The organism is Stutzerimonas sp. (assembly GCF_982611455.1).
Genome location: NZ_CEXBBO010000032.1, coordinates 21,498 through 44,742, shown reverse-complemented (window position 1 = coordinate 44,742; position 23,245 = coordinate 21,498). Strand labels below are relative to the sequence as shown.

The following is a 23,245-nucleotide window of genomic DNA, read 5'->3' as shown; positions in this document are numbered from 1 at the left end:
AGCAAGCTCCCTCTCCCCTTTGGGGAGAGGGTTGGGGTGAGGGGTGTTTGCAACGGCGGGCACCATAAAACCATTCAAAACGAGGTGACTGATGAGCGATTCGCAAACCCTGCATTGGCAAGCCCTGAGCCGCGACCATCATCTGCCGCCGTTCACTGACTTCAAGGCGCTGAACGCCAAGGGCACGCGCATCATCACCCGCGGCGAGGGCGTCTATCTGTGGGATAGCGAGGGACATAAAATCCTCGACGCGATGGCCGGGCTCTGGTGCGTCAACCTTGGCTATGGGCGCGAAGAGCTGGTCGAAGCGGCGACTCGGCAAATGCGTGAACTGCCGTACTACAACCTGTTCTTCCAGACTGCGCATCCCCCGGCCCTGGCACTGGCTAAAGCCATCGCCGAGATCGCACCGGACGGCATGAACCATGTCTTCTTCACGGGCTCGGGATCGGAAGCCAACGACACCGTGCTGCGCATGGTGCGCCATTACTGGGCAATCAAGGGCCAGCCTTCGAAGAAGGTCGTGATTGGCCGCTGGAACGGTTACCACGGCTCGACCATCGCCGGTGCCAGCCTGGGCGGTATGAAAGCCATGCACGAGCAGAGCGACGGCCCCATTCCTGGCATCGAGCACATCGACCAGCCCTACTGGTTCGGCGAAGGCGGAAATTTCGAGCCGGAGGAGTTCGGCGTGCGCGTAGCCGAGCAGCTGGAGCGCAAGATTCTCGAAGTCGGCGAAGACAAGGTGGCCGCCTTCATCGCCGAACCGATCCAGGGCGCGGGCGGCGTGATCATTCCGCCGGACAGTTACTGGCCGAAGATTCGCGAGATCCTCGCCCGCTACGACATCCTTTTTATCGCCGACGAAGTCATCTGCGGCTTTGGCCGTACCGGTGAATGGTTCGGCAGCGACTATTACGGCAACGCGCCGGATCTGATGCCCATCGCCAAAGGCCTGACCTCCGGTTATTTACCCATGGGCGGCGTGGTGGTGCGCGACGAAGTGGTGCACACACTCAACGAAGGCGGCGAGTTCTATCACGGCTTCACCTACTCAGGGCATCCGGTGGCGGCGGCCGTGGCGCTGGAGAATATTCGCATCCTGCGCGAGGAAAAGGTGGTCGAGCGGGTCAAGACGAAGACGGCACCCTATTTGCAATCCCGCTGGCGAGAGCTGGGCGAGCACCCATTGGTGGGTGAGGCACGCGGCGTGGGCATGCTCGGCGCGCTGGAATTGGTGAAGAACAAGAAAACCCGCGAGCGCTTCGCCGATCCGGGCGTTGGCATGCTCTGTCGCGAGCACTGTTTCCGCAACGGGTTAGTGATGAGGGCGGTGGGCGACACCATGATCATTTCACCGCCGTTGGTGATAAACGAAGAGCAGATCGACGAGCTGATCGGCAAGGTTCGGCAATGCCTGGATGCAACCGCCAAGGACGCTTTGGCTTGACCCGCGAGGGTGTTGGTCGCGGCGCTCTCCGGGCGGTATGTACTAATGTTACGAACGTGCGTGCGAAGCTCGTTCGGGTTGTTGAAAAACAGCCATCGACCTTGCCAGACTGCGCGCGTGCTTTGGCCTGACTTACCGAGGGGTGTGTCGATGCCGGCACAGCCACTTAGCTGCCCAGGCGCGGTGGGATGGCGATCGCCATCTCAGCGTGACCTGTCCCTAGCCCCGACATAAACGATGACAACAGGAGCTGCACGGATGAAACCCTTTGCCAAGACCTTACTTGCGATGACGCTGGCTGGCGCGGTCGCCGGCGCTGCGCAGGCCGAAGACAAAGTACTGCACGTTTACAACTGGTCCGACTATATCGCCGAAGACACCTTGGAAAACTTCACCAAGGAAACCGGCATCAAGGTGGTCTACGACGTCTTCGACAGTAACGAAGTGCTGGAAGCCAAATTGCTCGCCGGCAGCTCCGGTTATGACGTGGTAGTTCCGTCGAACCCTTTCCTGGCCAAGCAGATCAAGGCCGGTGTGTTCCAGAAGCTCGACAAGAGCAAGCTGCCGAACTGGGAAAATCTCGACAAGGACCTGCTCAAGGCGTTGCAGCCGAGCGATCCGGGCAACCAGTACGCCGTGCCCTACATGTGGGGCACCATCGGCATCGGCTACAACCCGGAGAAGGTCAAGGCAGTCTTGGGTGAAGACGCGCCGGTCGATTCCTGGGATCTGGTGTTCAAGCCCGAAAATATGGAAAAGCTGAAGGCGTGCGGCGTGTCCTTCCTCGATTCGCCGACTGAAATTCTTCCGGCTGCGCTGCACTATCTCGGTTATAAGCCCGACACCACCAAGTCGGACGAGCTGAAGAAGGCCGAAGATCTGTTCATGCAGATCCGTCCGAACGTCGCTTATTTCCATTCCTCCAAATACATCTCGGACCTGGCCAACGGCAACGTCTGCGTCGCCATCGGCTATTCGGGCGATATCTACCAGGCCAAGGCGCGCGCCGAGGAAGCGGGCAACCAGGTCACCGTCAAATACAACATTCCCAAGGAAGGCGCAGGCACTTTCTTCGACATGCTGGCCGTACCGGCCGATGCGAAGAATGTCGACAGTGCGCACGTATTTCTTAACTACCTGATGAAGCCCGAGGTGATGGCATCCATTACCGACTACGTGCAATTCCCCAATGGCAACGCGGCGGCCACCCCGCTGGTGGATGAAGCGATCCGCACCGACCCAGGCATCTATCCGAGCCAGGCCGTGCTGCAAAAGCTCTACACCTTCCCGGACCTGGACCCCAAAACCCAGCGGACCATGACCCGCAGTTGGACCAAGATCAAGTCGGGCCGTTGATGCTCAAACCGTCTCGCCAGGCCTTTGGGCCTGTGCGAGTCGACGCCGGCGGCACGGCCGTCGGCCACGCGAGGATGCTTTATACGGACACGCATTTCTGGCCTGCGATTTCGTTGCGCTGTAGTCCCCTTCGAGCATGACTGCATCGCTATTGGCATCTTGCCAGTTGATTTTTAAAGGTTTTTCCAATAAACAGCCCGCCTTTGCCCGCAGGCACGCGAGCGGTCTGTAACAAGAGGACAATTCCATGCGTTCGACACTGAAGTCGCTCATCATCGCCGCCGCCGTCAGCGGTGCCGCCACCGCCCAGGCCGCCACCGTGCATATCTACAACTGGTCGGATTACATCGGTGAAACGACGCTGGAAGAATTCGAGAAGGAGACCGGCATCAAGCCCGTCTACGATGTCTTCGATTCCAACGAAACCCTAGAGGGCAAATTGCTCGCTGGCCGCACCGGCTACGACGTGGTGGTGCCTTCCAACCATTTTCTCGGTAAGCAGATCCGCGCCGGCGCCTTTCAGAAGCTGGACAAGAGCAAACTGCCGAATTGGAAGAATCTTGATCCGGCGTTGCTCAAGCAGCTGGAAAAGAACGATCCGGGCAATGCCTACGCCGCGCCTTATCTCTGGGGCACCAATGGCATCGGCTATAACGTCGAGAAGGTGACCGCTGCGCTGGGTATCGAAAAGGTCGATTCCTGGGCCGTGCTGTTCGAGCCGGAAAACGCCAAGAAGCTCGCCGGTTGCGGCATCGCGTTTCTCGATTCGGCCGATGAAATGATCCCGGCCGTGCTTAACTACCTGGGGCTGGACCCCAACAGCGAAAACCCGGACGACTACGCCAAGGCCGAGGCCAAGCTGCTCGAAGTGCGCCCTTACGTGCGGTATTTCCATTCGTCCAAATACATTTCGGACCTGGCCAACGGCAATATCTGTATCGCCGCCGGGTTCTCCGGTGACATCTTCCAGGCTGCGGCCCGCGCCGACGAGGCAGGTAAGGGCATCGACATCGCTTATTCGATTCCCAAGGAAGGCGGCAACCTTTGGTTCGACATGCTGGCCATCCCGGCGGATGCACAGAATGTCGACGAAGCCCACACGTTCATCAACTACTTACTGAAGCCGGAGGTGATCGCTTCGGTCAGTGACTATGTCGGTTACGCCAATCCCAACCTCGAGGCCGGCGAGCTCATGGATCAGGAAGTGCGTAACGACGCTTCGGTCTACCCGCCGCAGGAGGTGCTGGACCGGCTGTACGTGTCGGCTGAATTGCCGCCGAAGGTGATGCGCCTGATGACCCGCACCTGGACGAAGGTCAAGTCCGGTCAATAGCGACACCGGGCGAGGCGGTGCCGGTATCGGCCAGCCGCCTCGCCTTTTCAAAATGCCATTTCCCGGCGCCGTCCGGGCCCATTTTTTCAATCGGGAGTTCGCGCATGGCCGTTGCCTCCAGCGCCTACAAAAAGGCCCTCACCGGTGAGAGCCAGAACAAGCAGGTGCTGCTGAAGATCGACCGCGTCACCAAGAAGTTCGACGAAACGGTGGCGGTCGATGATGTCTCGCTGAGCATCCACCAGGGCGAGATTTTCGCGCTGCTGGGTGGTTCTGGCTCGGGTAAGTCCACACTGCTGCGCATGCTCGCGGGATTCGAGCGACCCACCGAGGGTCGCATTTTCCTCGACGGTCAGGACATCACCGACATGCCGCCCTATGAGCGGCCGATCAACATGATGTTCCAGTCCTATGCGCTGTTCCCGCACATGACCGTGGCGCAGAACATCGCCTTCGGCCTCAAGCAGGACGGCTTGTCCAAGGACGAGGTGCAGACGCGGGTCGAGGAAATGCTGACCCTGGTGCAGATGAGCCAGTACGCCAAGCGCAAGCCGCATCAGCTTTCCGGCGGCCAACGACAGCGTGTGGCCTTGGCCCGTTCGCTGGCAAAACGTCCGAAACTATTGTTGCTCGACGAGCCCATGGGCGCGCTGGACAAGAAGCTGCGCTCGCAGATGCAGCTGGAATTGGTGCAAATCATCGAGCGCGTCGGGGTGACCTGCGTGATGGTCACACACGATCAGGAAGAAGCCATGACCATGGCCGAGCGCATCGCCATCATGCATCTCGGTTGGATCGCCCAGGTTGGTAGCCCGATGGATATCTACGAGACTCCGGCGAGCCGGCTGGTCTGCGAATTCATCGGCAACGTTAATTTGTTCGATGGTGAGTTGATCGAAGACGTCGAGGATCACGCGGTGATCGCCTGTCCAGGCCTGGAGAACCCGATCTATGTCGGCCATGGCATCAGCACCCGTGCTCAGGACAAGCAGATCACCTACGCCCTGCGCCCGGAAAAGATGCTGATCGGCACCGAACTACCCGAGCTGCAACGGCCCGGCTACAACTGGGCGAAAGGGGTCGTGCATGACATCGCCTACCTCGGCGGGCATTCGGTCTATTACGTCAAGCTGCCGTCGGGAAATCTGGTCCAAGCGTTTCTCGCCAACTCCGAGCGTCACGTGAAGTGGCCGACCTGGGAGGAAGAAATTTACGTGTACTGGTGGGACGACAGCGGCGTGGTGTTGCAGGCATGAGCCGCTCACGCCTGAATGCGGGTCGCCGTCTGGTCATCGGCGTACCCTTCCTGTGGCTGGCGCTGTTTTTCCTGCTGCCATTCATCATCGTGTTGAAGATCAGCTTCGCAGCTGCAGATGTGGCGATTCCGCCCTATACGGAGGTTTTCGTCTACGCCGAGCAGCAACTGCAAGTCGTGATCAACCTCGGCAATTACATCTTTCTCAGCGAGGACAGTCTGTACTGGGCGGCCTATGCGGGCTCGCTGAAGATCGCCTTTTTCAGCACCCTGCTGTGCCTGTTGATCGGATACCCGATGGCCTACGCCATCGCCCGCGCCCGCAAAGACCTGCAGACCGTGCTGCTGCTGCTGATCATGATGCCGACCTGGACCGCGATCCTGATTCGCGTCTACGCCTGGATGGGGATCCTCAGCAGCAACGGCATTCTCAACGGTTTGTTGCAGGGCATGGGGCTGATCGATCAGCCGCTGCGAATCCTCAATACCGATACCGCCGTGTACATCGGCGTGGTCTATTCGTACCTGCCGTTCATGATTCTGCCGCTCTTTGCCAACCTGGTAAAACATGACCTGAGCCTGCTGGAAGCGGCTTCGGACCTGGGTGCGCGCAACCTCACAAGCTTCTGGAAGATCACCGTACCGCTATCGAAGAACGGCATCATTGCCGGCTGCATGCTGGTATTCATTCCGGTAGTGGGTGAGTTCGTCATCCCCGAACTGCTCGGCGGGCCGGAGACGCTGATGATCGGCAAGGTGCTCTGGCAGGAATTCTTCAACAACCGCGACTGGCCCGTGGCTTCGGCGCTGGCGGTGGTGATGCTGGCGATATTGCTGGTGCCGATCATCCTGTTCAACCGCAACCAAGCGAAAGAGTTGGAGGGCAAGCTATGAAGCGCTGGAGCTTTTCCAACGTGATCCTGGTGCTCGGGTTGCTATTCATTTACCTGCCGATGGTGCTGCTGGTCATCTACTCATTCAATGCCTCGCGGCTGGTGACGGTGTGGGGCGGCTGGTCACTGAAGTGGTATGCCGGCCTGCTCGACAACAGCCAGTTGATGGGCGCGGTGATGCGCTCGCTGGAAGTGGCGACCTACACCGCGATCGCTGCGGTGGCGCTGGGAACCATGGCGGCCTTCGTGCTCACGCGGGTACCGGTGTTTCGTGGCCGTACGCTGTTCGGTGGCCTGGTGACCGCGCCGCTGGTAATGCCTGAGGTGATCACCGGTCTGTCTTTGCTTCTGCTGTTCGTCGCCATGGCGCAGCTGATTGGCTGGCCAGCACAGCGGGGCATCGTCACCATCTGGATCGCCCACACGACCTTCTGCTCGGCCTATGTCGCCGTGGTTGTGATGGCGCGACTGCGCGAGCTCGACCTGTCCATCGAAGAAGCGGCGATGGATCTCGGCGCACGGCCGTGGAAGGTGTTTTTCCTGATCACCATGCCGATGATCGCACCGTCACTGGCCGCTGGCGGCATGCTGTCGTTCGCCCTGTCGCTGGATGATCTGGTACTGGCCAGCTTCGTTTCCGGGCCGGGCTCGACCACGCTGCCGATGGAGATATTTTCCGCCGTACGTCTGGGCGTGAAGCCAGAAATCAACGCGGTTGCCAGCCTGATTCTGCTAGTGGTGTCGCTGGCGACCTTCATCGCCTGGTACACCACCCGCCGTGCCGAGAAGCGCCGCGTTCGCGCGATGCGTCAGGCCATGGACGATGGGAATGATCGGAACTGGCGCCCGGCAGTCGATAACACGATCGTGGCGCCACCTGCCGCGCATAGCTGATTCCAGTCAGGCGCGCCTCCGCGGGGTGCGCCTTACAATCCGTCTTCTTGCCAATCACAGAAACACGCCACCGCCAGCGAATGAGTCGCACGCACCTGGCGACCCGCCAGTAAGGCGTCGAGAATCGGCTCGACGAAGCTGTTGTCCGAGCTGCAGACAGCACCCTCGCTATACGGGCCGATGTAGGCAAGCCGACCATGGCTATCCCAGATTCCAACCGCCGGGCTGGCGGGTAATTGCTCCGAGCCTGCCAGGCCGCTCAGCGGCTTCAGCGCGGCGAGCTGCTGCGGCAGTCGACCTTTGCTGCCCGGTTTCTGCACTACGTAGAACGCCACATCGACGCCGGCGAAACGCTCGAGCAATTCCTGCAGATGTTGCTGGTTGCCGACGTTGCATGGGCAGCCCGGATCCCAGAAATGCACGAAACGCACTGGCCCCGGCCCTTGGAGTTCCGTAGGCAGCTGCAAGGCGTCGCCGGAGAACAGCTCGGCATGTTCGCTTTCGAAGGGACGCAGGTAGCGCGCCTCGAACCACCAGAAGGCAGCCAGCATGCCGCCGCCCCAAAGCAGGGCAATGAGCGCTGCGATCAGATATTTGCTGCGTAAGGACATGGCGGCGCTCGTCGATGGGGGCATCAGCTTGCCATGCTGCGCCACAGAGCTGAATATCCTACCCAACCTGAGCAAGAAAACCCGCTATGCCCTCGCGAATCGATCCCGACGCTCTGCGTGCCCAGCTGAGCCCTTTCAGCCACGGTGCAGAACTCACCCCCGACGCACATTTCTATCAAGCCTTCTACGGCCTGGACCTGCCTCACCGAGGCGATGCCCAGCGGCGTCTGGGCTGCTTTCCGGTGCACGATTACGAGGTGGTCGCGCAGGCGTGGTGCCCTGAGCAGCCGGTGGCGACGTTGCTGATTCTGCATGGCTACTACGATCATATGGGGCTTTACCGGCACGTGGTGGATTGGGGGCTGCAGATGGGCTTCGCCGTGCTTGCCTGCGATTTACCTGGGCATGGTTTGTCCAGCGGCCCGCGGGCGAGCATCAATGAGTTCGATGAATATCAGGCGGTGCTGCAAGGCCTGCTCGGCGAAGCCGAGAAGCTCAAGTTGCCGCGGCCCTGGCACCTGTTGGGGCAAAGCACCGGGGCAGCGATCGTTATCGATTACCTGCTGAGTCAGCCGGAACATTCGCAGCTGGGGCGCAGCATTTTACTGGCACCGCTGGTGCGTCCGTGTGCTTGGGGCTGGTCACGGTTCAGCTACGAAGTGATGCGCCATTTCGTCAAGCAGATCCCTCGGCGCTTTAGTGAAAACTCGGGCGACCCGGCGTTTCTCAAATTCATCCAGTCGGGCGATCCGCTGCAACCGACTATTTTGCCGACCGCCTGGGTGGGCGCTCTGTCGCGCTGGATACCGCGTATCGAAGCCGCGCCCGCCAGTTCACACAGTCCGATCATCATTCAGGGTGAAGCGGATATGACCGTCGACTGGCGGCACAACCTGCCGCTTCTCGAGTACAAATTCGCGGCGCCTCAAATTCTCCGCCTGCCGGGCGCGCGCCACCATCTGGTCAACGAGCGCGAGGCGCTGCGCCGCGAGTACTTCGAGTTTATCAGCCAGCAGTTGAAGTAGTTTCAGGCGCTCGAACTGCAGTTCCTGCTGCCTGAATGTCGGCGCCGCTCATGCCGACCGCAAGACCCGCACGCAGGGCTTGCAGTGCGGCCTGGTAGTAGTTCTGGCCCGCTTGCGATTGGGCGAACTCGACGAATTCTTGCAGTTCGGCGTCGGAAAGGTCGCGATAGATGTACAGCAGTGTGTTGTCCAGGTCGCTTTCGACCTGCTGTTGCAAGCGCTCGCGCTGGCCGTCCAGCAGCCCCTGGGCCTGATTGCCGCCGAGCAGCCCGGGAATCATCTGACTGAGGCTGTCTGCTGCGACTCCGGCCAGCGCAAGGCTGACCTCGGCCCCGGCCTCAGCGGCTGGCAAGGCCTGGGCCAGGTGACGGATCAGCAATTGCCGGTTGCTGCCGGCCTCCATTCGCGGCAGACCATTCTCGTAGCGGGCGAGCTGCTCGCGGCGACCTGCCAGCGTTTCGGACGCGACCACCTTGTGGCCCAGCGGCGATTGAAAGAACTCCAGCGCCGCTTGGGGTTCCGGTAGATTCTGCCGCAGCGCCTGCTTCGCGCGCTGATCGATGGCGTTAACGGCGAAGCGCCGATTGCTATTGGTCACCAGCGCTTGATAAACCGCCGGTGGCAGGCTGTTCTTGTAGCGTTGTTGAGCGGCCGTCAGGGCATCGGAAAAGTTGGCGCGTTGTTCGGTCCAGCCAGCGGTCTCATAGAGTTCGTCGTAGGTATCGGCGAGGCTGTTCAGGCTGAAGGCGAGTAATACACATGTAAGTAGGGCGCGCATGGAAACTCCTGTCTGGCGGGCGGTTTATTTTCGGCGCCACGACCTGGGCTTGTCGAGGAGCGAAAGCGCGGCTGCTAGACTTCGCCGCTGTTCCAGAGCGGGCCCGCCAAGGCTGCAATGAAACGTCATCAGACCCCATCGGAGTCACTTCCTTGCCGTTCTCTACAATTATCGACGACCTGGCCGAGCGCGGCTGGTCGCTGCAGAGTTCCTTTCTTACCAGTGATGTGACCCGAAAGCTGGCCGACGAGTGCCGCAGACGAGACAACGAGGGCGCACTGGCACCCGCCGGAGTCGGCCGCGGCGAAGAGCAGGCGGTGCGTGAAGGCATTCGTGGCGACCATATCCAGTGGTTGGAAGCGGGGCAGGCCGAGGTATGCGATACCTACCTGGCCTTGATGGACGAGCTGCGGCAGACGCTCAATCGCGAGCTGTTCCTCGGTCTGGAAGAGTTCGAATGCCACTTTGCTCTCTATCCGCCCGGGGCCTTCTACCAGACCCACCTGGATCGTTTCCGCGACGACGACAGCCGCTGTATCAGCGTGGTGCTCTATCTCAACCCGCACTGGCAGCCAACCGATGGCGGCGAGTTGCGCATGCATTTCGATGACGGTTCGCAGCTGGATATTCCTCCGCTGGCCGGCGATCTGCTCATGTTTCTGTCCGCCGACTTCCCTCATGAGGTGCTGGTCACCCGCGCCGACCGCCTCTCCCTGACCGGTTGGTTCCGTCGTCGCCCGGTAGATGTGCTGGCGCTTTGATTTCTGGATAGAAACAGCAGCGCAAAAAAAGCCCGGCACAAAGGCCGGGCAGAAGAAAAGCTGGCTTGCTGGTGCGTGTTACATACCCAGCAGGTTCGGCAGCGCCAAGGAAATCCACGGCACATAGGTGATAAGAACCAGGAAGGCCAACATCAGCGCCAGCCACGGCAGTACGGCGCGGATCACCTGAGTTACCGGCATACCGGTCACAGCCGAGGCGACGAACAGGTTCAATCCCACCGGCGGTGTTATCAGGCCGATCTCCATGTTAACCACCATGATGATGCCCAGGTGGATCGGATCGATGCCCAGCTGCACGGCGATCGGGAACAGGATGGGCGCCAGAATCAGGATGATCGCCGACGGCTCCATGAAGGCACCGGCTACCAGCAGCACGATGTTGACGACCAGCAGGAACATCCATGGCTGCAGTCCGGCCTCGAGCACCATGGCGGTGATCTGTTGCGGAATCTGCTCGGTGGTCAGCACGTGGGCGAAGAGCATCGCGTTGGCGATGATGAACATCAACATGATGGTGAGCTTGCCCGACTCCAGCAGCACTTTCGGGCAATCGCGAATGGTGATGTCCCTGTAGACGAACAGTGCGATGAAGGCTGAGTACACCGCCGCCACTGCGGCCGCTTCGGTCGGGGTGAACATGCCGGAGTAAATTCCGCCGAGGATGATCACCATCAGCAGAAGGCCCCATACCGCCTTGCGTGCGGATGACAGCCACTCACGGAAGGTCGCCCGCGGCATGGCCGGCAGGTTTTTCTTCACTGCGATGATGTAGATCGCGATCATCAGCCCGACGCCCAGCAGAATGCCTGGCACCACACCGGCCATGAACAGCTTGCCGACCGAAGTTTCGGTAGCGGCGGCATAGACCACCATGACGATAGAAGGCGGAATCAGGATGCCCAGCGTACCGGCATTACAGACGATGCCGGCACCGAAGGCCTGCGGATAGCCGGAGCGGACCATGCCGGCGATGGCGATGGAACCGACCGCTGCCACGGTCGCAGGCGACGAGCCCGAAAGCGCGGCGAACAGCATGCACGCCATCACTGCACCGATGGCCAGGCCACCGCGGATATGGCCAACAGTTGCGTTGGCGAAGTCGATAAGACGACGCGCCACGCCACCGGTGGTCATGAAGGCGCCGGCTAGCAGGAAGAACGGAATGGCCAGCAGCGTGTAGTGCTCGGACGTCTCGAACAGCTTGATCGCCAGTGACGTAACCGAATCCGGGCTGAACAGCAGAATGGTCAGCGAGCCGGCGAGGCCGAGAGAAACGGCCACCGGCACACCGATGAACATCAGCACAAAAAGCGCCACGAAGAGGAACAGGATAGTCATTTATTTCGGCTCCTCTTCACCGAGCTTGAGCGCATCGGCTGCCTCGTCGGCGAGGCCCAGCCCGGTTTGCTCGTTGCGCAGGATGCGCACGAAGATTTCGGCGAAACGGAGAAATACCATGGCAAAGCCGATGGGTACGATCATGCCGATATGCCATTGTTTGACGCCGAAATGACCAAGGTCTTCAGCGCCGATGTTGGCGGTGAACAGGGCCTGGATCCATTCGAAGCTGGCGACCGCCAGCAAGCCCGCATAGCCGAGGCAGAACAGGCAGGCAACGATGCCGATGTAACGCTGTACCGGGCGCGATGCGAGCTTGACCAGCGCGTCGACGCCGATGTGACCGGCGGTGCGCACGCCGTAGGCCAGGCCGGAGAAGATCAGCCAGGCGAACAGGGCCTTGGTCAGCGCGGTGCTCCAGGTCATTGCCTGGGCCAGGCTGATAACGAAATCGCCAATGGCGAAGAAGAAATCCTCAGCTTCCGGATAGGAGTCCGCAAGGCTATAGAAAACGGTGTAAAGGTTGTTCAAGACCACGTAAACGAAGGTCACCAACGTCATGGCGGCCAGCAGGAAGGCGATGAAAGCCTCCTCGAAGTGGTCCCAGACGCGCCAGAGGGCGTTCATGGATGGCATCTCCCGATGGAGCATTGTTTTTTTTGACGGGCGTACAGAGCGTGCGCCATGAACCGGTCTGGTGACCGGGTTATAGAGCAATGAAAAACTGTTGTTTCGTCCAAGCGTCAGGCGCCGAATCGTCGCGCCTTGATAACCGCCTGGCTGGTTTTGTTTTTCACTGATCTATCGGTGTGCAACTGTCGGAACGGAGAGGGCGGGTTGTGCCCGCCCTCTCGGCAGGGTTACTGAGCGTTGGACGCCTCGGCGGCCTTGATCAGGTCAGCACCGATGTCGTTCTCGAACTTCTTCCATACCGGCTTCATGGCTTCGCGCCACTTGGCACGCTCTTCCGGAGTCAGCACCAGGATTTCGGTAGTGCCGGCGGCCAGAATATCTGCCTTGGCCTTCTTGTTCAGGTCATCGGCCAGCTCGTTCACCTCAACAGTTACCTCGTCCAGAATGGTTTCCAGCTCACCGCGGATGTCAGCCGGCAGACCGTTCCAGAACTTGGTGTTGGTGATCAGCATGTAGTCGACCAGACCGTGGTTGGACTCGGTGATGTGCTTCTGTACTTCATGCATCTTCTGCGAGTAGATGTTCGAGTAGGGGTTCTCGGCACCGTTTACCACGCCAGTCTGCAGACCCTGATAAACCTCGGCGAAGCTCATTTTGCGCGGGTTGGCGCGCAGGGCCTTGAACTGCTCGTCCAGTACGGCGGAAGCCTGTACGCGGAACTTCAAACCGCGGGCGTCTGACGGCTCACGCAATTCCTTGTTGGCGGACAGCTGCTTCATCCCGTTGTGCCAGTAGCCCAGGCCGGTAATGTTCTTGCTTTCCATGGAGTGCAGCAGCTTCTGGCCGGCTTCGCTCTGCTGGAAGCGGTCAACCGCCTGGATGTTGTCGAACAGGAACGGCAGGTCGAAAACCTGAATGCCTTTGGAGTAATGCTCGAATTTGGATAGCGAAGGTGCGATCAGTTGCACGTCGCCCAGCAGCAGCGCTTCCATTTCCTTGCCATCGCCGAACAGCGACGAGTTCGGGTAGACCTGAACTTCGACCTTGCCGGGCAGACGCTCTTCGACCAGCTTCTTGAACAGGTTGGCGCCCTGGCCTTTCGGCGTGTTTTCGGCAACCACGTGGGAGAACTTGATCAGGATCGGGTCGGCGGCTTGGGCCAGACCGGCGATACCCAGGGACAGAGCGCAGGCAAGCGCCGTGGCAGTCAGCTTGAACATTGTTGTGTTTCCTCTTGTTGTGGATTGAGCCGCCGCGCTGGAGCGGCAGCTCGGCTGTAGCCAGCAATGACAAGTCTAGGCGTCATCGAAGAAGTCGTTGCGCCAACTACTGACTTGTTTAACTGGCTCATCGGGTTAACGGGAGCAAGTGCTGTGCCAGAAGCGCAGAACCTTCACCCGTGACGCGTGAGTTTACCGGTGTAGTGGTGAAATGCTGACGAACAATTCTCAAGCAACGCCTCTAGCTCGCAGGCTCCTTTATTCCATTGGGGTTGAGACGGCGAGCATCATCTAGCCGGACAATTATTGCAAAACCGCGGCAGTCGACCGTAGCAGCGGGAAAAGCAGTTCCCTTGAGGGTGCGATTGGCGGAAACCCGCCAGCTATTCGCCGTCTTCCGGCGAGGTTCCGCCAGCATCGTTGAATACCAATCCATGCTTGCGCAGCTTGTCGTGCAGGGTTTTGCGTGGCAGCCCAAGTGCCTCGGCAACACTGCGCAACGAACTGTGCGGGCGCGCCAGCTCTGCGGCGATCAGGGCTCGTTCGAAGGCATCGACCTGCTCGTTGAGTGCAGTGCCGGTGTCGGTCGGCGTGCCTTCGACGAGACGGGCCGGATCGTCGAGACCCAGCTGAAGCCCCAGGGCGAAACGCTCCGCGGTGTTCTGCAGTTCTCGCACGTTGCCGGGCCAGGTGTGACGCAACAGATGAGCACGCTGCTCCGGGCGCAGCTCGCGAATCGGCAAGTCGTGGCGGCTGGCGGCGGTTTCGGCGAAATGCTGAAACAGGAACAAGACGTCCTCGCTGCGCTCTCGAAGCGGCGGGATACGCAAGGGTGCGACATTCAGTCGATAGTAGAGGTCTGCACGGAAACGGCCTTGGTCAGCGGCTTGACGCAGATCTTCCTTGGTGGCGGCGATAACGCGGATGTCCAGCGGGATCGACTGGTTGCCGCCGAGGCGCTCGACGACCCGCTCCTGCAGCATGCGTAGCAGCTTGACCTGCACGTCCAGGCTCATGCTCTCGATCTCATCGAGGAACAGCGTGCCGCCGTTGGCGAATTCGAACTTGCCGATGCGGCGCTTCTGCGCGCCGGTGAACGCGCCGGCCTCGTGGCCGAACAGTTCGCTTTCCACCACAGACTCGGCCAGCGCCCCGGCATTGATAGCGACGAACGGGCCGCTGCGACGGCTGGACAGATCATGCAGCGCGCGCGCCACGACTTCCTTGCCGGAGCCGGTTTCGCCGAGGATCAGCACATCGGCCTGAGTACCGGCGAGCGCGCCGATTTGCTCGCGCAGTCGCTGCATCGCCGGTGATTGACCCACCAGGCGCGTCGACAGTTGCTGGCGGTCGGCCAGGGCCAGGCGCAGGCTGCGGTTATCCAGCACCAGCTGACGCAGGGCGATGGCGCGGCGCACGCTGTCGAGCAGTGCCTCGCTGGGAAACGGCTTCTCGAGAAAATCATAGGCTCCGGCACGCATCGCCTGCACCGCCAGCTGGATATCGCCATGGCCGGTAATCAGCAGCACCGGCAGCTCGCTGTCGATGGCGTGCAGCTGTTGCTGCAGTTCGAGGCCGTCGAGGCCCGGCATGCGGATATCGCTGACCACCACGCCGGGCCAGTCCACCGGCAATAGCGCTGCTAAACCGCGCGCATCGCCCAGACTGAGCACCTTGAGTCCGGCGAGGTCGAGCGTCTGGCTCAGCGCCTTGCGCAAATGGGGATCGTCGTCGACCAGGACTACCTGGGTCTGCGGGTCGATCTGGCTGGTCATGCTAGTCCTCGCTCGGTAAGGCGACGCCGGGATCGGCGGATTGCAGATAAAGGCTGAGCTGGGCGCCGCCCTCGGGATGGTTGGCGATGATCAGTTCGCCACCTAGGGCGCGCGTCAGCGTATCGCAGATGGCCAGGCCCAACCCCAGCCCCTGCGCGCTGGTCTTGGTGGTGAAGAAGGGTTCGCGGGAGCGCTGCAATGCCTCGGCGGAAAAACCCGAACCATTGTCGCGCAAAGTCAACAGCACGCCATCGCCCTGGCGCTCGGCGCGCAGCCAGATGCGCCGTACCGGCGGTCGCTCGTTAAGCGCGTCGAGCGCATTGGCCAGAAGGTTGGAAAGGATCTGCCGCAGCCGCGTTTCGCCGGCCTGAACCCATAGCGTGGCTTCCGGCAGGTCGCGGATCAGCTCGACCCCCATTGCCTGCCTTCTTTTGGCTAGCAGCGCCAGCGCATCATCGAGTGCTGGTTGCAGCGCCACCCGCTCCGGCGCATGGCGGTCGCGACGGGCAAAGGCGCGTAGATGCGCGATGATCGACGCCATGCGCGCCGTCAGCTGGCTGATCAGCCTGAGGTTGTCGCGGGCTTCTTCGCTGCGCTGCTGGTCGAGCAACACACCGGCGTTGTCCGCATAGCTGCGGATGGCTCCCAGCGGCTGATTGAGCTCATGGCTGATACTCGCCGACATGGTGCCCAGCGCCGACAGCTTGCCGGCTTGCAGCAGCTCATCCTGGGCACGGACCAATTCCTGCTGCGCCTGCTCGCGTTCGAGCACCTCCAGCTTGAGCCTGCTATTGAGCGCTTCCAGGTCCTGGGTCCGCTCCTGCACGCGGCGTTCCAGTTGCTGGCGCGCCTTGGCGTCCAGCGCGATGCGCTCCAGATAGTGCCGGCGTCGCTGCATCATTAACCCAAGCAACAACAACAGCGCCGCCAGGGTTGCCGCACCGATCGCCACGACCGTTTGTACCGGCCGCTCGACCAGGCTGATCGGCGCCAAGATGCGTACCGTCCAGCCGATTTCCTTGAGTTCCCGGCTCTGAATCAGCCAAGCGTTGATATCGAGTGTCAGGTCCAGGGGCTCGAGGGTCGGGTAAGGGCGATCGGATGCGATCTGCTCGCGATCATCGGCATCCAGTGCTCGGCTCGCGCGGAAACGCCATTCGGGCCGAGACGTCAGGATCACCACACCGAGGTTGTCGGTCACCATGAGCTGCTCCGGGGTGCTGCCCCACAGCGTCTCGGTATGGTCCAGTTCGACTTTGACCACCAGCACGCCGAGCACCTCTGCGCCGTCGCGCACGGCCGCGCCGAAATAATAGCCACGTTTGCCGGAGGTGGTGCCCAAGCCAAAGAAGCGCCCCAGCCCGCCGGCCATGGCTTCCCTGAAATAAGGGCGAAACGCGAAGTTTCGATCGACGAAGCTGTCTTCATCGTTCCAGTTCGACGCTGCCAGGGTATTCCCGTCCGGTGCCATCAGGTAGATCACGTCGGCACCGGTTTCCTTGCGTAACCGGTTCAGCAGGCGATTGGCCTGATCCTTGGCGGCTGGGCTGTCAGCCTGACGCAGAGCGGTACGCAGAGTCGGCAGATCGCCGAGGATGCGCGGCAGGACTTCGTAGCGCCGCAGTGAGCCGAGCAGATTGGCCACGTAAAGATCGAGCGTCTGCCGATTCTGTTCGATCAGTTCGTTGCTGTAGTACCGCTCGGCCAGGTGCTGCAACGGCCAGAGCAGCGGTGCGAGCAACAATGCCAGCAAGGCCAGGTTGCGCCAGCGTGGACGACGAGGAGATTCAGGTGGAGTCATGCGGGTGCGCCTGTGATTCGGGCACATTATGCACGTTCAGGGCATTGCGGGTGCCACCAGGGCAAGCGGGTTGGACGGGTTGGCTCGGCCCGCGTAGGCGGCTATCAGACGCTCTGCGTGGCCTCGACGCTGTGCTCTGCCTGGCCGTTGCGTGGATTGCTGAGGCATTGATGCAGCGCGGTTTCCCAGTCCGGCAGCGCGATACTCCAGTCGCGTTGCAAGTGCGCGCAGTTGAGGCGTGAATTGAGCGGACGCTGAGCGGCGGTGGGGTAGTCTTTGGAGAGGATGGGTTCGAGTGTGGCACGCAAACGGCCCTGCTGGCGCAGGTGCTCGGCAATGCTACAGGCGAAACCGTACCAGGACGTCTCGCCGGTAGCCGTCAAGTGATACAGACCGCTGGGTCCGCCTGTGCCGTTGCGCAACTTGCGCACCATCTCGGCCGTGGCCGCGGCGATGGTGCCTGCCCAGGTCGGTGCGCCGATCTCGTCTTCGACGACCGACAGCGAATCGCGCTCTTGCAGCAGGCGCTGCATGGTCAGCAGAAAGTTGCGACCGTGCAGCGAGTAGACCCAGCTGGTACGCAGAATAAGATGCGGGCCGCCAATTGCCTGGATCGCCTGTTCGCCGGCCAGCTTGCTCGCGCCGTAAATGCTCAACGGGGCGGGCTGATCCTCTTCCTGATATGGCTCGGGCTTGCGTCCATCGAAAACATAATCGGTGGAATAGTGAATCAGCGGCACGCCAAGGCCCGCAGCTTCCTCGGCGAGCACGCCAGGGCCGGTGGCGTTCACCGCGAAGGCTTGATCGCGATCACCCTGCGCCGGATCGACCGCGGTATAGGCTGCCGCGTTAATGATCAAGTCGGGACGTAGCAGGCGAACCTGCTGGCGAATCTGTGCAGGCTCGGCCAGATCCATCGCCTGGTGGCCCAAGGCGAGCACCTTCCCTTCACCGGCAAGCGCCAGTTGCAGCTCCTGAGACAGTTGCCCCTTGCTACCGGTGATCAGGATTTTCATGCAAACAGCTCCGCTTCGCTGAGTATCTTGCCCGCGGCGTCTTTCTGCGATAGCTGCGGTAGCTCCTGAAACGGCCACTCGATACCAATCTGCGGGTCGTTCCAGAGCAGCGAGCGTTCGTGGGCCGGTGCGTAGTAATCGGTGGTCTTGTAGAGGAACTCGGCGCTCTCGCTGAGCACCACGAAACCGTGGGCAAAACCCTCTGGAATCCATAACTGCCGCTGGTTTTGCGCGCTCAGGTGGGTGCCAACCCAACGGCCGAAGCTGGGCGAGCTGCGACGCAGGTCGACCGCCACGTCGAACACTTCGCCAGCCACGACCCGCACCAGCTTCCCCTGGGGTTGCTGGATCTGGTAGTGCAGCCCGCGCAGCACACCGCGCTGGGACTTGGAATGGTTGTCCTGGACGAAGGTACGCTTGAGCCCGGTTGCGGCTTCGAAGGCCGCGGCGTTGAAGCTCTCGTAAAAAAAGCCACGTTCATCGCCGAACACCTTGGGTTCGATGATCAGTACATCGGGAATGTCGGTTTCGATGACCTTCATGCGTCTTCACCCGCCAGCTTGAACAGGTACTGGCCATAACCGGTCTTGCCCAGGGCGTCGGCGCGCTGCAGCAGCTGCTCGCGGTCGATCCACTTGTGCTGATAGGCGATTTCTTCCAGGCAGGCGACTTTCAGCCCTTGGCGGTGCTCGATGGTCTGCACGTACTGCGAGGCTTCCAGCAGGCTGTCGTGGGTGCCGGTGTCGAGCCAGGCAAAACCACGGCCGAAGCGCTCGACATTGAGGTCGCCGCGCTTGAGGTAGGCATTGTTGACGTCGGTGATCTCCAACTCGCCGCGCGGTGAGGGTTTGATCGACTTGGCGATCTCGATCACGTCGTTGTCGTAAAAATACAGGCCGGTCACCGCGTAGCTGGACTTGGGCTTCTGCGGCTTTTCCTCGATCGACAGAGCCTTACCGGTCTCGTCGAAATCGATCACGCCAAAGCGCTCCGGATCCTTGACCCAATAGCCGAACACCGTGGCGCCTTTCTGCTGCGCCGAAGCGCGCTGCAGCTTCTCGGTGAAGTGCTGGCCATGGAAGATGTTGTCGCCGAGGATCAGGCACACCGAGTCATCACCGATGAACTCCTCGCCGATCAGAAAGGCCTGGGCCAGGCCGTCCGGTGACGGCTGTTCGGCGTAGCTGAAGTTCACCCCGAACTGACTGCCGTCACCCAGCAGGCTTTTGTACTGCGGCAGGTCGTGCGGCGTGGAAATCAGCAGGATGTCGCGAATCCCGGCGAGCATCAGTACCGAGATTGGGTAGTAAGCCATCGGCTTGTCGTAGATCGGCAGCAGCTGCTTGGATACGCCAAGAGTAATGGGGTGCAGGCGGGTGCCGGACCCACCGGCGAGGATGATTCCTTTCATGCGTTCTCCAGCGCGCCGAGGCGCTCACGTTGATAGCTGCCGTCTTGGACGCGACGGCACCATTCGAGGTTGTTCAGGTACCACTGCACGGTCTTGCGCAGGCCGGTCTCGAAAGTTTCCTGCGGGACCCAGCCGAGCTCGCGCTCGATCTTGCTGGCATCGATCGCGTAGCGCAGATCATGACCGGGGCGGTCTTTGACGAAGGTGATCAAGTCGTCGTAACGCGCCAGGCCTTCGGGCTTCTGCGGCGCCAGTTCTTCGAGCAGGGCACAGATACCGCGCACCACGTCGATGTTCTTCTGCTCGTTATGACCGCCGATGTTATAGGTCTCGCCGACTTTGCCTTCGCTGACGACCTTGAACAGTGCACGCGCATGATCCTCGACGAACAGCCAGTCACGCACCTGCGTACCGTTTCCGTAGACGGGTAGCGGCTTGCCGTCCAGCGCGTTGAGGATCACCAGTGGAATCAGCTTTTCCGGGAAATGGTACGGCCCGTAATTGTTCGAGCAGTTGGTGATCAGCACCGGCAGCCCGTAGGTCCGCTGCCAAGCGCGGACCAAGTGATCCGACGACGCCTTGCTGGCCGAATAGGGCGAGCTTGGCGCATAGGGTGTGGTCTCGGTGAACAGATCATCGACGCCGTGCAGATCGCCGTACACTTCGTCGGTGGAGATGTGGTGGAAGCGGAAGGTCTCGCGGCGGCCTTCAGGCAGCGTCTGCCAGTAGGCACGAGTCGCCTCGAGCAGCTGATAGGTGCCGACGATGTTGGTCTGGATGAATTCAGCCGGGCCGTCGATGGAGCGATCGACGTGGGATTCGGCAGCCAGATGCATGATGGCGTCCGGCTGGAATTCCAGCAGCGCTTCGCTCACCCGCTCGCGATCGGCGATGTCGGCCTGAAGAAACTGATAACGATCGCTGCTCTCCACTTCAGCCAGTGACTCGAGATTGCCGGCGTAGGTCAGCTTGTCCAGATTGAGGACGCTGTGCTCGGTGTCGTGAATGAGATGGCGGATCAGTGCAGAGCCGATGAATCCGGCTCCGCCGGTGACGAGAATGCGCATGATGATAGGCTTCCTTGGCGCGCTACAGAGCAACGGGCTCTTTGGCATGTCGGCAGGATAGACCTGCCGGAAATATAAAAATTCCCAGCCGTGGGCTGTAGAAGGTAAGGGTTCGGTGAAAGTTTGCGGCAGCGCTGCCTGATAGACAATGACGCCAATACATCGCGCGCATGTAACGGCGCATGTGGCGGCGTATGACACGGTGGCAACGGCCACTTTTTTCGCGCAGGTTTGCGCAGGACCGCACACTGGCTCCTCAACGGCCCTGGCGATACCAAGGGATGGGTGGCGCGTTTGGCGCAAATGAGTAATATCGCCTCGGAATTAACGACAGGTAGCAATGGAATGCCCACCCGTAATGAACAGCTCGCCGAGTTGCTGAACCTCACCGCGCAAAGTATTTCTCAATTATCCGAAGCGCTGACGACCTTTTCCTTCGAGCTCATGGCCAGCGAGGATCCCGCTGCGCGCATCGCCAGCCGCCGCATGGTGTCCCGAGTCTCGGCGATCCAATCAACCTTCGACCAGAAGTGGCGCCTGCTCGGCGCCGCCGCTGGGATTGCGTCGAGCATGCCTGGCTCGGCGCCCGAGGTGAGCATGCATGCTTCGCCGGAAGACCCTGATACCGCCGAGACTGACCACAAAGACGGCTAGCGCCTGTTGCGTTTTGATCTAACCCTTCTTCAGAAAGAAGCGACGAACAGTGCCGGCGGCTTTAGAGGATAAAGCGCCCGACTTTATCGTTCAGCTCGCTGGCATGCCCCTGTAGCAGGTGCGCCTGTCGCTCGCCTTCCACCGAGTTGGTTGCCAGGGTATCGCCCAGCGACTTGATGGTAACCACGTTGCGGGTGATCTCCTCGGTAACCGACGACTGCTCCTCGGCCGCGGCGGCGATCTGCATGGACATATCGGAGATCCGCTGTGCCGCCTGGGTAATTTCCTCCAGAGCGGTAGACGCCTGCTGGGCGTCGCTTACGCTGCGCTCGGCCATCACACGGCTGCTGTCCATCTTGTCCACGGCGTTCTGAGTGATGCGCTGGAAAGTGGCGATGGTCGCCTGGATTTCCTGTGTCGAGGCATGCGTGCGCTGCGACAGTACCCGCACTTCGTCCGCTACCACGGCGAACCCGCGGCCCTGCTCGCCGGCGCGCGCGGCTTCGATCGCGGCGTTCAGCGCCAGCAGGTTGGTCTGCTCGGCGATGCCCTGGATGTTGGCCAGCACTCCGGAGATCGACTGCGAGTGCTGACTCAGCTCGGCGATCACCCCAGTCGCGTTTGCAACCTCCTCGGCCAGCCCGGTGATCGAACGCTGGGTATGGCGCACCAGTTCCAGTCCCTGCTGGCTGTTGAGTGTCGATTGCTGCGCCGATTGCGCGGTGCGCTCGGCATTGCCGGCGATTTCCTGGGTGGCCGAAGCCATCTCGGTCACCGCCGTGGCGACCATCGCCAGCTCCTGCTGCAAGCGCCCGAGTTCGGCGACCGACAGGCTGCTGCGCTGCAGCACGGCACCGGACTCGTCGCCGATATCTTCGGCCTGATGGCGAATGTGTCCAACCAGCGCATGCAGGCTGCCGACGAACTGGTTGAAATGCCGGGCAAGGCTGCCCAACTCATCGTTGCTCGCTTCCGGGATGCGCTGGGTCAAGTCGCCGTTGCCGTCGGCGATCACCTGCAGGCCCACGGAGACCACGCCCAGCGGCCGCAGCAGCCAGGTGCACAGCAGGCCGATGGCGGCCAACGAGATGATCAGGATCACGCCGAAGGCGGCTAGGCCCGTCCAAAGCTGGCGATACAGCGGCGCTGCAAGTACTGCCTCGTCTAGCACCATGACCAAAACTTGGTCGGCATGGCCGATCGGCGTGGCGTACAGGCGCTTGCCATCGCCATCGAGCAGGTGCCGGGTGCCACTATTGGCGACGAGGCCGGCGAGCGTTGCTTGGTCCAGCGCCGGGTACAGCGCCGTCACCTTCTTGTCCAGGAAGGCACTATCCGGGTGACCGAGCACGGTGCCTTGCTTGTCGATGAAGAACGCCAGGCCGTCGCCCGGTAATTCGATCTGCTTCAGCTGGCCGAGTATCTCGCTCATGCCGACATCGGCGCCCAGAACACCGAGCGTTTGCCCGTTGCGCTGCAGGGTACGCCCTAGCGAAAGCACGAACTCGCCGGTCGCCGCCGCCACGCTGGGAGTGGAAATGTAGACGGCGCCCGGCACTAGCAGCGCTTGCTGATACCATTTCCAGCGGCGCGGATCATTGTTGCCCGACGGCAGGCTGACCTGGTCGGCGTTGATCTGGCTGCCGTCGGCGCGCGCGACGAAGACGTTCTCGAACCCGCCAGCAACCTTCGCCTGCAACAGCGCATCATGCAGCTTGGTCGCATCTTCAGTGGCCAGGACGGACAGCAGCGCCGCCTCCTTGCTCTGCAGCCAGTAGCGCACGCTGGCGCTGAAAGTCTTGCTGGCGATCGCGACCTGCTCGGCGATGTGGTTCTCAAGATTCTTGCGACTCTCCATGAAATTCAGCCACAACTGGCTAGCGCCGGCGAGCAGCACTGCGGCGCAAGTGGAAAGCACGATTTTTTTTCGCAGCGACAGCGACATGGAACACC

At 61.2% G+C, this 23,245-nt stretch carries 22 protein-coding genes; 9 read left to right on the top strand and 13 right to left on the bottom strand.

Features of this window, described 5'->3' with window-relative positions:
* The first annotated feature begins 91 nt into the window (after positions 1 to 91).
* The 3 genes from AC2LD7_RS17425 (at position 92) to AC2LD7_RS17415 (ending at position 4,139) form a co-directional block, all read left to right on the top strand.
* Positions 92 to 1,450, top strand: a complete 1,359-nt coding sequence (locus tag AC2LD7_RS17425; protein WP_484598989.1) for an aspartate aminotransferase family protein — start codon at positions 92 to 94, stop codon at positions 1,448 to 1,450.
* Positions 1,451 to 1,708: 258 nt separating this feature from the next.
* Complete coding sequence (locus AC2LD7_RS17420; protein WP_484598988.1) at positions 1,709 to 2,806, top strand: polyamine ABC transporter substrate-binding protein; 1,098 nt, start codon at positions 1,709 to 1,711, stop codon at positions 2,804 to 2,806.
* A gap of 247 nt (positions 2,807 to 3,053) precedes the next feature.
* Entirely contained in the window at positions 3,054 to 4,139 is a 1,086-nt protein-coding gene (locus AC2LD7_RS17415) for a polyamine ABC transporter substrate-binding protein (protein WP_484598987.1), read from the top strand.
* On the opposite strand, the gene AC2LD7_RS17410 is transcribed toward AC2LD7_RS17415, so the two are convergent.
* Entirely contained in the window at positions 4,123 to 4,245 is a 123-nt protein-coding gene (locus AC2LD7_RS17410; protein ID WP_484598986.1) for a hypothetical protein, read from the bottom strand. The two genes, AC2LD7_RS17415 and AC2LD7_RS17410, sit on opposite strands and share 17 nt — an antisense overlap.
* Between AC2LD7_RS17410 and potA the strand changes: the two genes are divergently transcribed.
* Genes potA through AC2LD7_RS17395 form a run of 3 tightly spaced genes read left to right on the top strand, consistent with a single transcriptional unit; the run spans position 4,244 to position 7,181 of the window.
* Positions 4,244 to 5,395 (top strand): polyamine ABC transporter ATP-binding protein, encoded by a 1,152-nt coding sequence (gene potA / locus AC2LD7_RS17405; RefSeq protein WP_484598985.1) that lies wholly within the window; start codon positions 4,244 to 4,246, stop codon positions 5,393 to 5,395. The genes AC2LD7_RS17410 and potA overlap by 2 nt on opposite strands.
* Positions 5,392 to 6,288: an ABC transporter permease subunit gene (locus tag AC2LD7_RS17400; RefSeq protein ID WP_484598984.1), complete on the top strand. Its 897-nt coding sequence runs from the start codon at positions 5,392 to 5,394 to the stop codon at positions 6,286 to 6,288. Before potA ends, AC2LD7_RS17400 begins: the two co-directional genes overlap by 4 nt.
* Positions 6,285 to 7,181: an ABC transporter permease subunit gene (locus AC2LD7_RS17395; protein WP_484598983.1), complete on the top strand. Its 897-nt coding sequence runs from the start codon at positions 6,285 to 6,287 to the stop codon at positions 7,179 to 7,181. The genes AC2LD7_RS17400 and AC2LD7_RS17395 overlap by 4 nt, the downstream gene beginning before the upstream one ends.
* Positions 7,182 to 7,213: 32 nt before the next feature.
* Here AC2LD7_RS17395 and AC2LD7_RS17390 read toward each other — a convergent pair whose 3' ends face one another.
* Complete coding sequence (locus AC2LD7_RS17390) at positions 7,214 to 7,792, bottom strand: DUF6436 domain-containing protein (protein ID WP_484598982.1); 579 nt, start codon at positions 7,790 to 7,792, stop codon at positions 7,214 to 7,216.
* 86 nt (positions 7,793 to 7,878) lie between these two features.
* On the opposite strand from AC2LD7_RS17390, the gene bipL reads away from it, so the two are divergent.
* Complete coding sequence (bipL, locus tag AC2LD7_RS17385; protein ID WP_484598981.1) at positions 7,879 to 8,817, top strand: phospholipase BipL; 939 nt, start codon at positions 7,879 to 7,881, stop codon at positions 8,815 to 8,817.
* On the opposite strand, the gene AC2LD7_RS17380 is transcribed toward bipL, so the two are convergent.
* Positions 8,798 to 9,595, bottom strand: a complete 798-nt coding sequence (locus AC2LD7_RS17380) for a hypothetical protein (protein WP_484598980.1) — start codon at positions 9,593 to 9,595, stop codon at positions 8,798 to 8,800. The genes bipL and AC2LD7_RS17380 overlap by 20 nt on opposite strands.
* Before the next feature lie 152 nt (positions 9,596 to 9,747).
* Here AC2LD7_RS17380 and AC2LD7_RS17375 point away from each other — a divergent pair, with 152 nt between their 5' ends.
* Positions 9,748 to 10,356: a 2OG-Fe(II) oxygenase gene (locus tag AC2LD7_RS17375; RefSeq protein ID WP_484598979.1), complete on the top strand. Its 609-nt coding sequence runs from the start codon at positions 9,748 to 9,750 to the stop codon at positions 10,354 to 10,356.
* 78 nt (positions 10,357 to 10,434) lie between these two features.
* Here the strand turns inward: AC2LD7_RS17375 and dctM are convergent, their stop codons facing one another.
* The 9 genes from dctM to rfbB form a co-directional block, all read right to left on the bottom strand.
* Positions 10,435 to 11,715 (bottom strand): C4-dicarboxylate TRAP transporter large permease protein DctM, encoded by a 1,281-nt coding sequence (gene dctM, locus AC2LD7_RS17370; protein ID WP_484598978.1) that lies wholly within the window; start codon positions 11,713 to 11,715, stop codon positions 10,435 to 10,437.
* Positions 11,716 to 12,342 carry a TRAP transporter small permease gene (locus AC2LD7_RS17365; protein WP_484598977.1) on the bottom strand — a complete coding sequence of 209 codons (627 nt, stop codon included), beginning with the start codon at positions 12,340 to 12,342 and terminating at the stop codon, positions 11,716 to 11,718.
* 233 nt (positions 12,343 to 12,575) lie between these two features.
* Positions 12,576 to 13,568 (bottom strand): TRAP transporter substrate-binding protein, encoded by a 993-nt coding sequence (locus AC2LD7_RS17360; RefSeq protein ID WP_484598976.1) that lies wholly within the window; start codon positions 13,566 to 13,568, stop codon positions 12,576 to 12,578.
* Positions 13,569 to 13,951: 383 nt separating this feature from the next.
* Positions 13,952 to 15,343, bottom strand: a complete 1,392-nt coding sequence (locus tag AC2LD7_RS17355; protein WP_484598975.1) for a sigma-54-dependent transcriptional regulator — start codon at positions 15,341 to 15,343, stop codon at positions 13,952 to 13,954.
* A gap of 1 nt (position 15,344) precedes the next feature.
* Positions 15,345 to 17,144 (bottom strand): sensor histidine kinase, encoded by a 1,800-nt coding sequence (locus AC2LD7_RS17350; protein WP_484598974.1) that lies wholly within the window; start codon positions 17,142 to 17,144, stop codon positions 15,345 to 15,347.
* Positions 17,145 to 17,248: 104 nt separating this feature from the next.
* On the bottom strand, positions 17,249 to 18,160 hold the full coding sequence (rfbD, locus tag AC2LD7_RS17345; RefSeq protein WP_484598973.1) for a dTDP-4-dehydrorhamnose reductase: 912 nt from the start codon (positions 18,158 to 18,160) through the stop codon (positions 17,249 to 17,251).
* Entirely contained in the window at positions 18,157 to 18,702 is a 546-nt protein-coding gene (gene rfbC, locus AC2LD7_RS17340; RefSeq protein ID WP_484598972.1) for a dTDP-4-dehydrorhamnose 3,5-epimerase, read from the bottom strand. Before rfbC ends, rfbD begins: the two co-directional genes overlap by 4 nt.
* On the bottom strand, positions 18,699 to 19,571 hold the full coding sequence (rfbA, locus tag AC2LD7_RS17335) for a glucose-1-phosphate thymidylyltransferase RfbA (RefSeq protein WP_484598971.1): 873 nt from the start codon (positions 19,569 to 19,571) through the stop codon (positions 18,699 to 18,701). The genes rfbC and rfbA overlap by 4 nt, the downstream gene beginning before the upstream one ends.
* Entirely contained in the window at positions 19,568 to 20,638 is a 1,071-nt protein-coding gene (gene rfbB / locus AC2LD7_RS17330; RefSeq protein WP_484598970.1) for a dTDP-glucose 4,6-dehydratase, read from the bottom strand. The genes rfbA and rfbB overlap by 4 nt, the downstream gene beginning before the upstream one ends.
* Positions 20,639 to 20,983: 345 nt before the next feature.
* Between rfbB and AC2LD7_RS17325 the strand changes: the two genes are divergently transcribed.
* Positions 20,984 to 21,292, top strand: a complete 309-nt coding sequence (locus AC2LD7_RS17325) for a hypothetical protein (RefSeq protein ID WP_484598969.1) — start codon at positions 20,984 to 20,986, stop codon at positions 21,290 to 21,292.
* Between the two features lie 61 nt (positions 21,293 to 21,353).
* Here AC2LD7_RS17325 and AC2LD7_RS17320 read toward each other — a convergent pair whose 3' ends face one another.
* Positions 21,354 to 23,237 carry a methyl-accepting chemotaxis protein gene (locus AC2LD7_RS17320; RefSeq protein WP_484598968.1) on the bottom strand — a complete coding sequence of 628 codons (1,884 nt, stop codon included), beginning with the start codon at positions 23,235 to 23,237 and terminating at the stop codon, positions 21,354 to 21,356.
* Positions 23,238 to 23,245 lie beyond the last annotated feature (8 nt).

Excerpts from the sequence above, each read along its gene's own strand:
- rfbC (WP_484598972.1), bottom strand. The coding sequence starts at position 18,702 with ATGAAGGTCATCGAAACCGACATTCCCGATGTACTGATCATCGAACCC.
- rfbB (WP_484598970.1), bottom strand. The coding sequence starts at position 20,638 with ATGCGCATTCTCGTCACCGGCGGAGCCGGATTCATCGGCTCTGCACTG.
- rfbD (WP_484598973.1), bottom strand. The coding sequence starts at position 18,160 with ATGAAAATCCTGATCACCGGTAGCAAGGGGCAACTGTCTCAGGAGCTG.
- AC2LD7_RS17325 (WP_484598969.1), top strand. The coding sequence starts at position 20,984 with ATGCCCACCCGTAATGAACAGCTCGCCGAGTTGCTGAACCTCACCGCG.
- AC2LD7_RS17380 (WP_484598980.1), bottom strand. The coding sequence starts at position 9,595 with ATGCGCGCCCTACTTACATGTGTATTACTCGCCTTCAGCCTGAACAGC.
- AC2LD7_RS17425 (WP_484598989.1), top strand. The coding sequence starts at position 92 with ATGAGCGATTCGCAAACCCTGCATTGGCAAGCCCTGAGCCGCGACCAT.
- AC2LD7_RS17320 (WP_484598968.1), bottom strand. The coding sequence starts at position 23,237 with ATGTCGCTGTCGCTGCGAAAAAAAATCGTGCTTTCCACTTGCGCCGCA.
- potA (WP_484598985.1), top strand. The coding sequence starts at position 4,244 with ATGGCCGTTGCCTCCAGCGCCTACAAAAAGGCCCTCACCGGTGAGAGC.
- AC2LD7_RS17400 (WP_484598984.1), top strand. The coding sequence starts at position 5,392 with ATGAGCCGCTCACGCCTGAATGCGGGTCGCCGTCTGGTCATCGGCGTA.
- AC2LD7_RS17415 (WP_484598987.1), top strand. The coding sequence starts at position 3,054 with ATGCGTTCGACACTGAAGTCGCTCATCATCGCCGCCGCCGTCAGCGGT.
- AC2LD7_RS17360 (WP_484598976.1), bottom strand. The coding sequence starts at position 13,568 with ATGTTCAAGCTGACTGCCACGGCGCTTGCCTGCGCTCTGTCCCTGGGT.
- AC2LD7_RS17420 (WP_484598988.1), top strand. The coding sequence starts at position 1,709 with ATGAAACCCTTTGCCAAGACCTTACTTGCGATGACGCTGGCTGGCGCG.
- AC2LD7_RS17390 (WP_484598982.1), bottom strand. The coding sequence starts at position 7,792 with ATGTCCTTACGCAGCAAATATCTGATCGCAGCGCTCATTGCCCTGCTT.
- AC2LD7_RS17410 (WP_484598986.1), bottom strand. The coding sequence starts at position 4,245 with ATGCGCGAACTCCCGATTGAAAAAATGGGCCCGGACGGCGCCGGGAAA.
- AC2LD7_RS17395 (WP_484598983.1), top strand. The coding sequence starts at position 6,285 with ATGAAGCGCTGGAGCTTTTCCAACGTGATCCTGGTGCTCGGGTTGCTA.
- bipL (WP_484598981.1), top strand. The coding sequence starts at position 7,879 with ATGCCCTCGCGAATCGATCCCGACGCTCTGCGTGCCCAGCTGAGCCCT.
- AC2LD7_RS17355 (WP_484598975.1), bottom strand. The coding sequence starts at position 15,343 with ATGACCAGCCAGATCGACCCGCAGACCCAGGTAGTCCTGGTCGACGAC.
- AC2LD7_RS17350 (WP_484598974.1), bottom strand. The coding sequence starts at position 17,144 with ATGACTCCACCTGAATCTCCTCGTCGTCCACGCTGGCGCAACCTGGCC.
- rfbA (WP_484598971.1), bottom strand. The coding sequence starts at position 19,571 with ATGAAAGGAATCATCCTCGCCGGTGGGTCCGGCACCCGCCTGCACCCC.
- dctM (WP_484598978.1), bottom strand. The coding sequence starts at position 11,715 with ATGACTATCCTGTTCCTCTTCGTGGCGCTTTTTGTGCTGATGTTCATC.
- AC2LD7_RS17365 (WP_484598977.1), bottom strand. The coding sequence starts at position 12,342 with ATGAACGCCCTCTGGCGCGTCTGGGACCACTTCGAGGAGGCTTTCATC.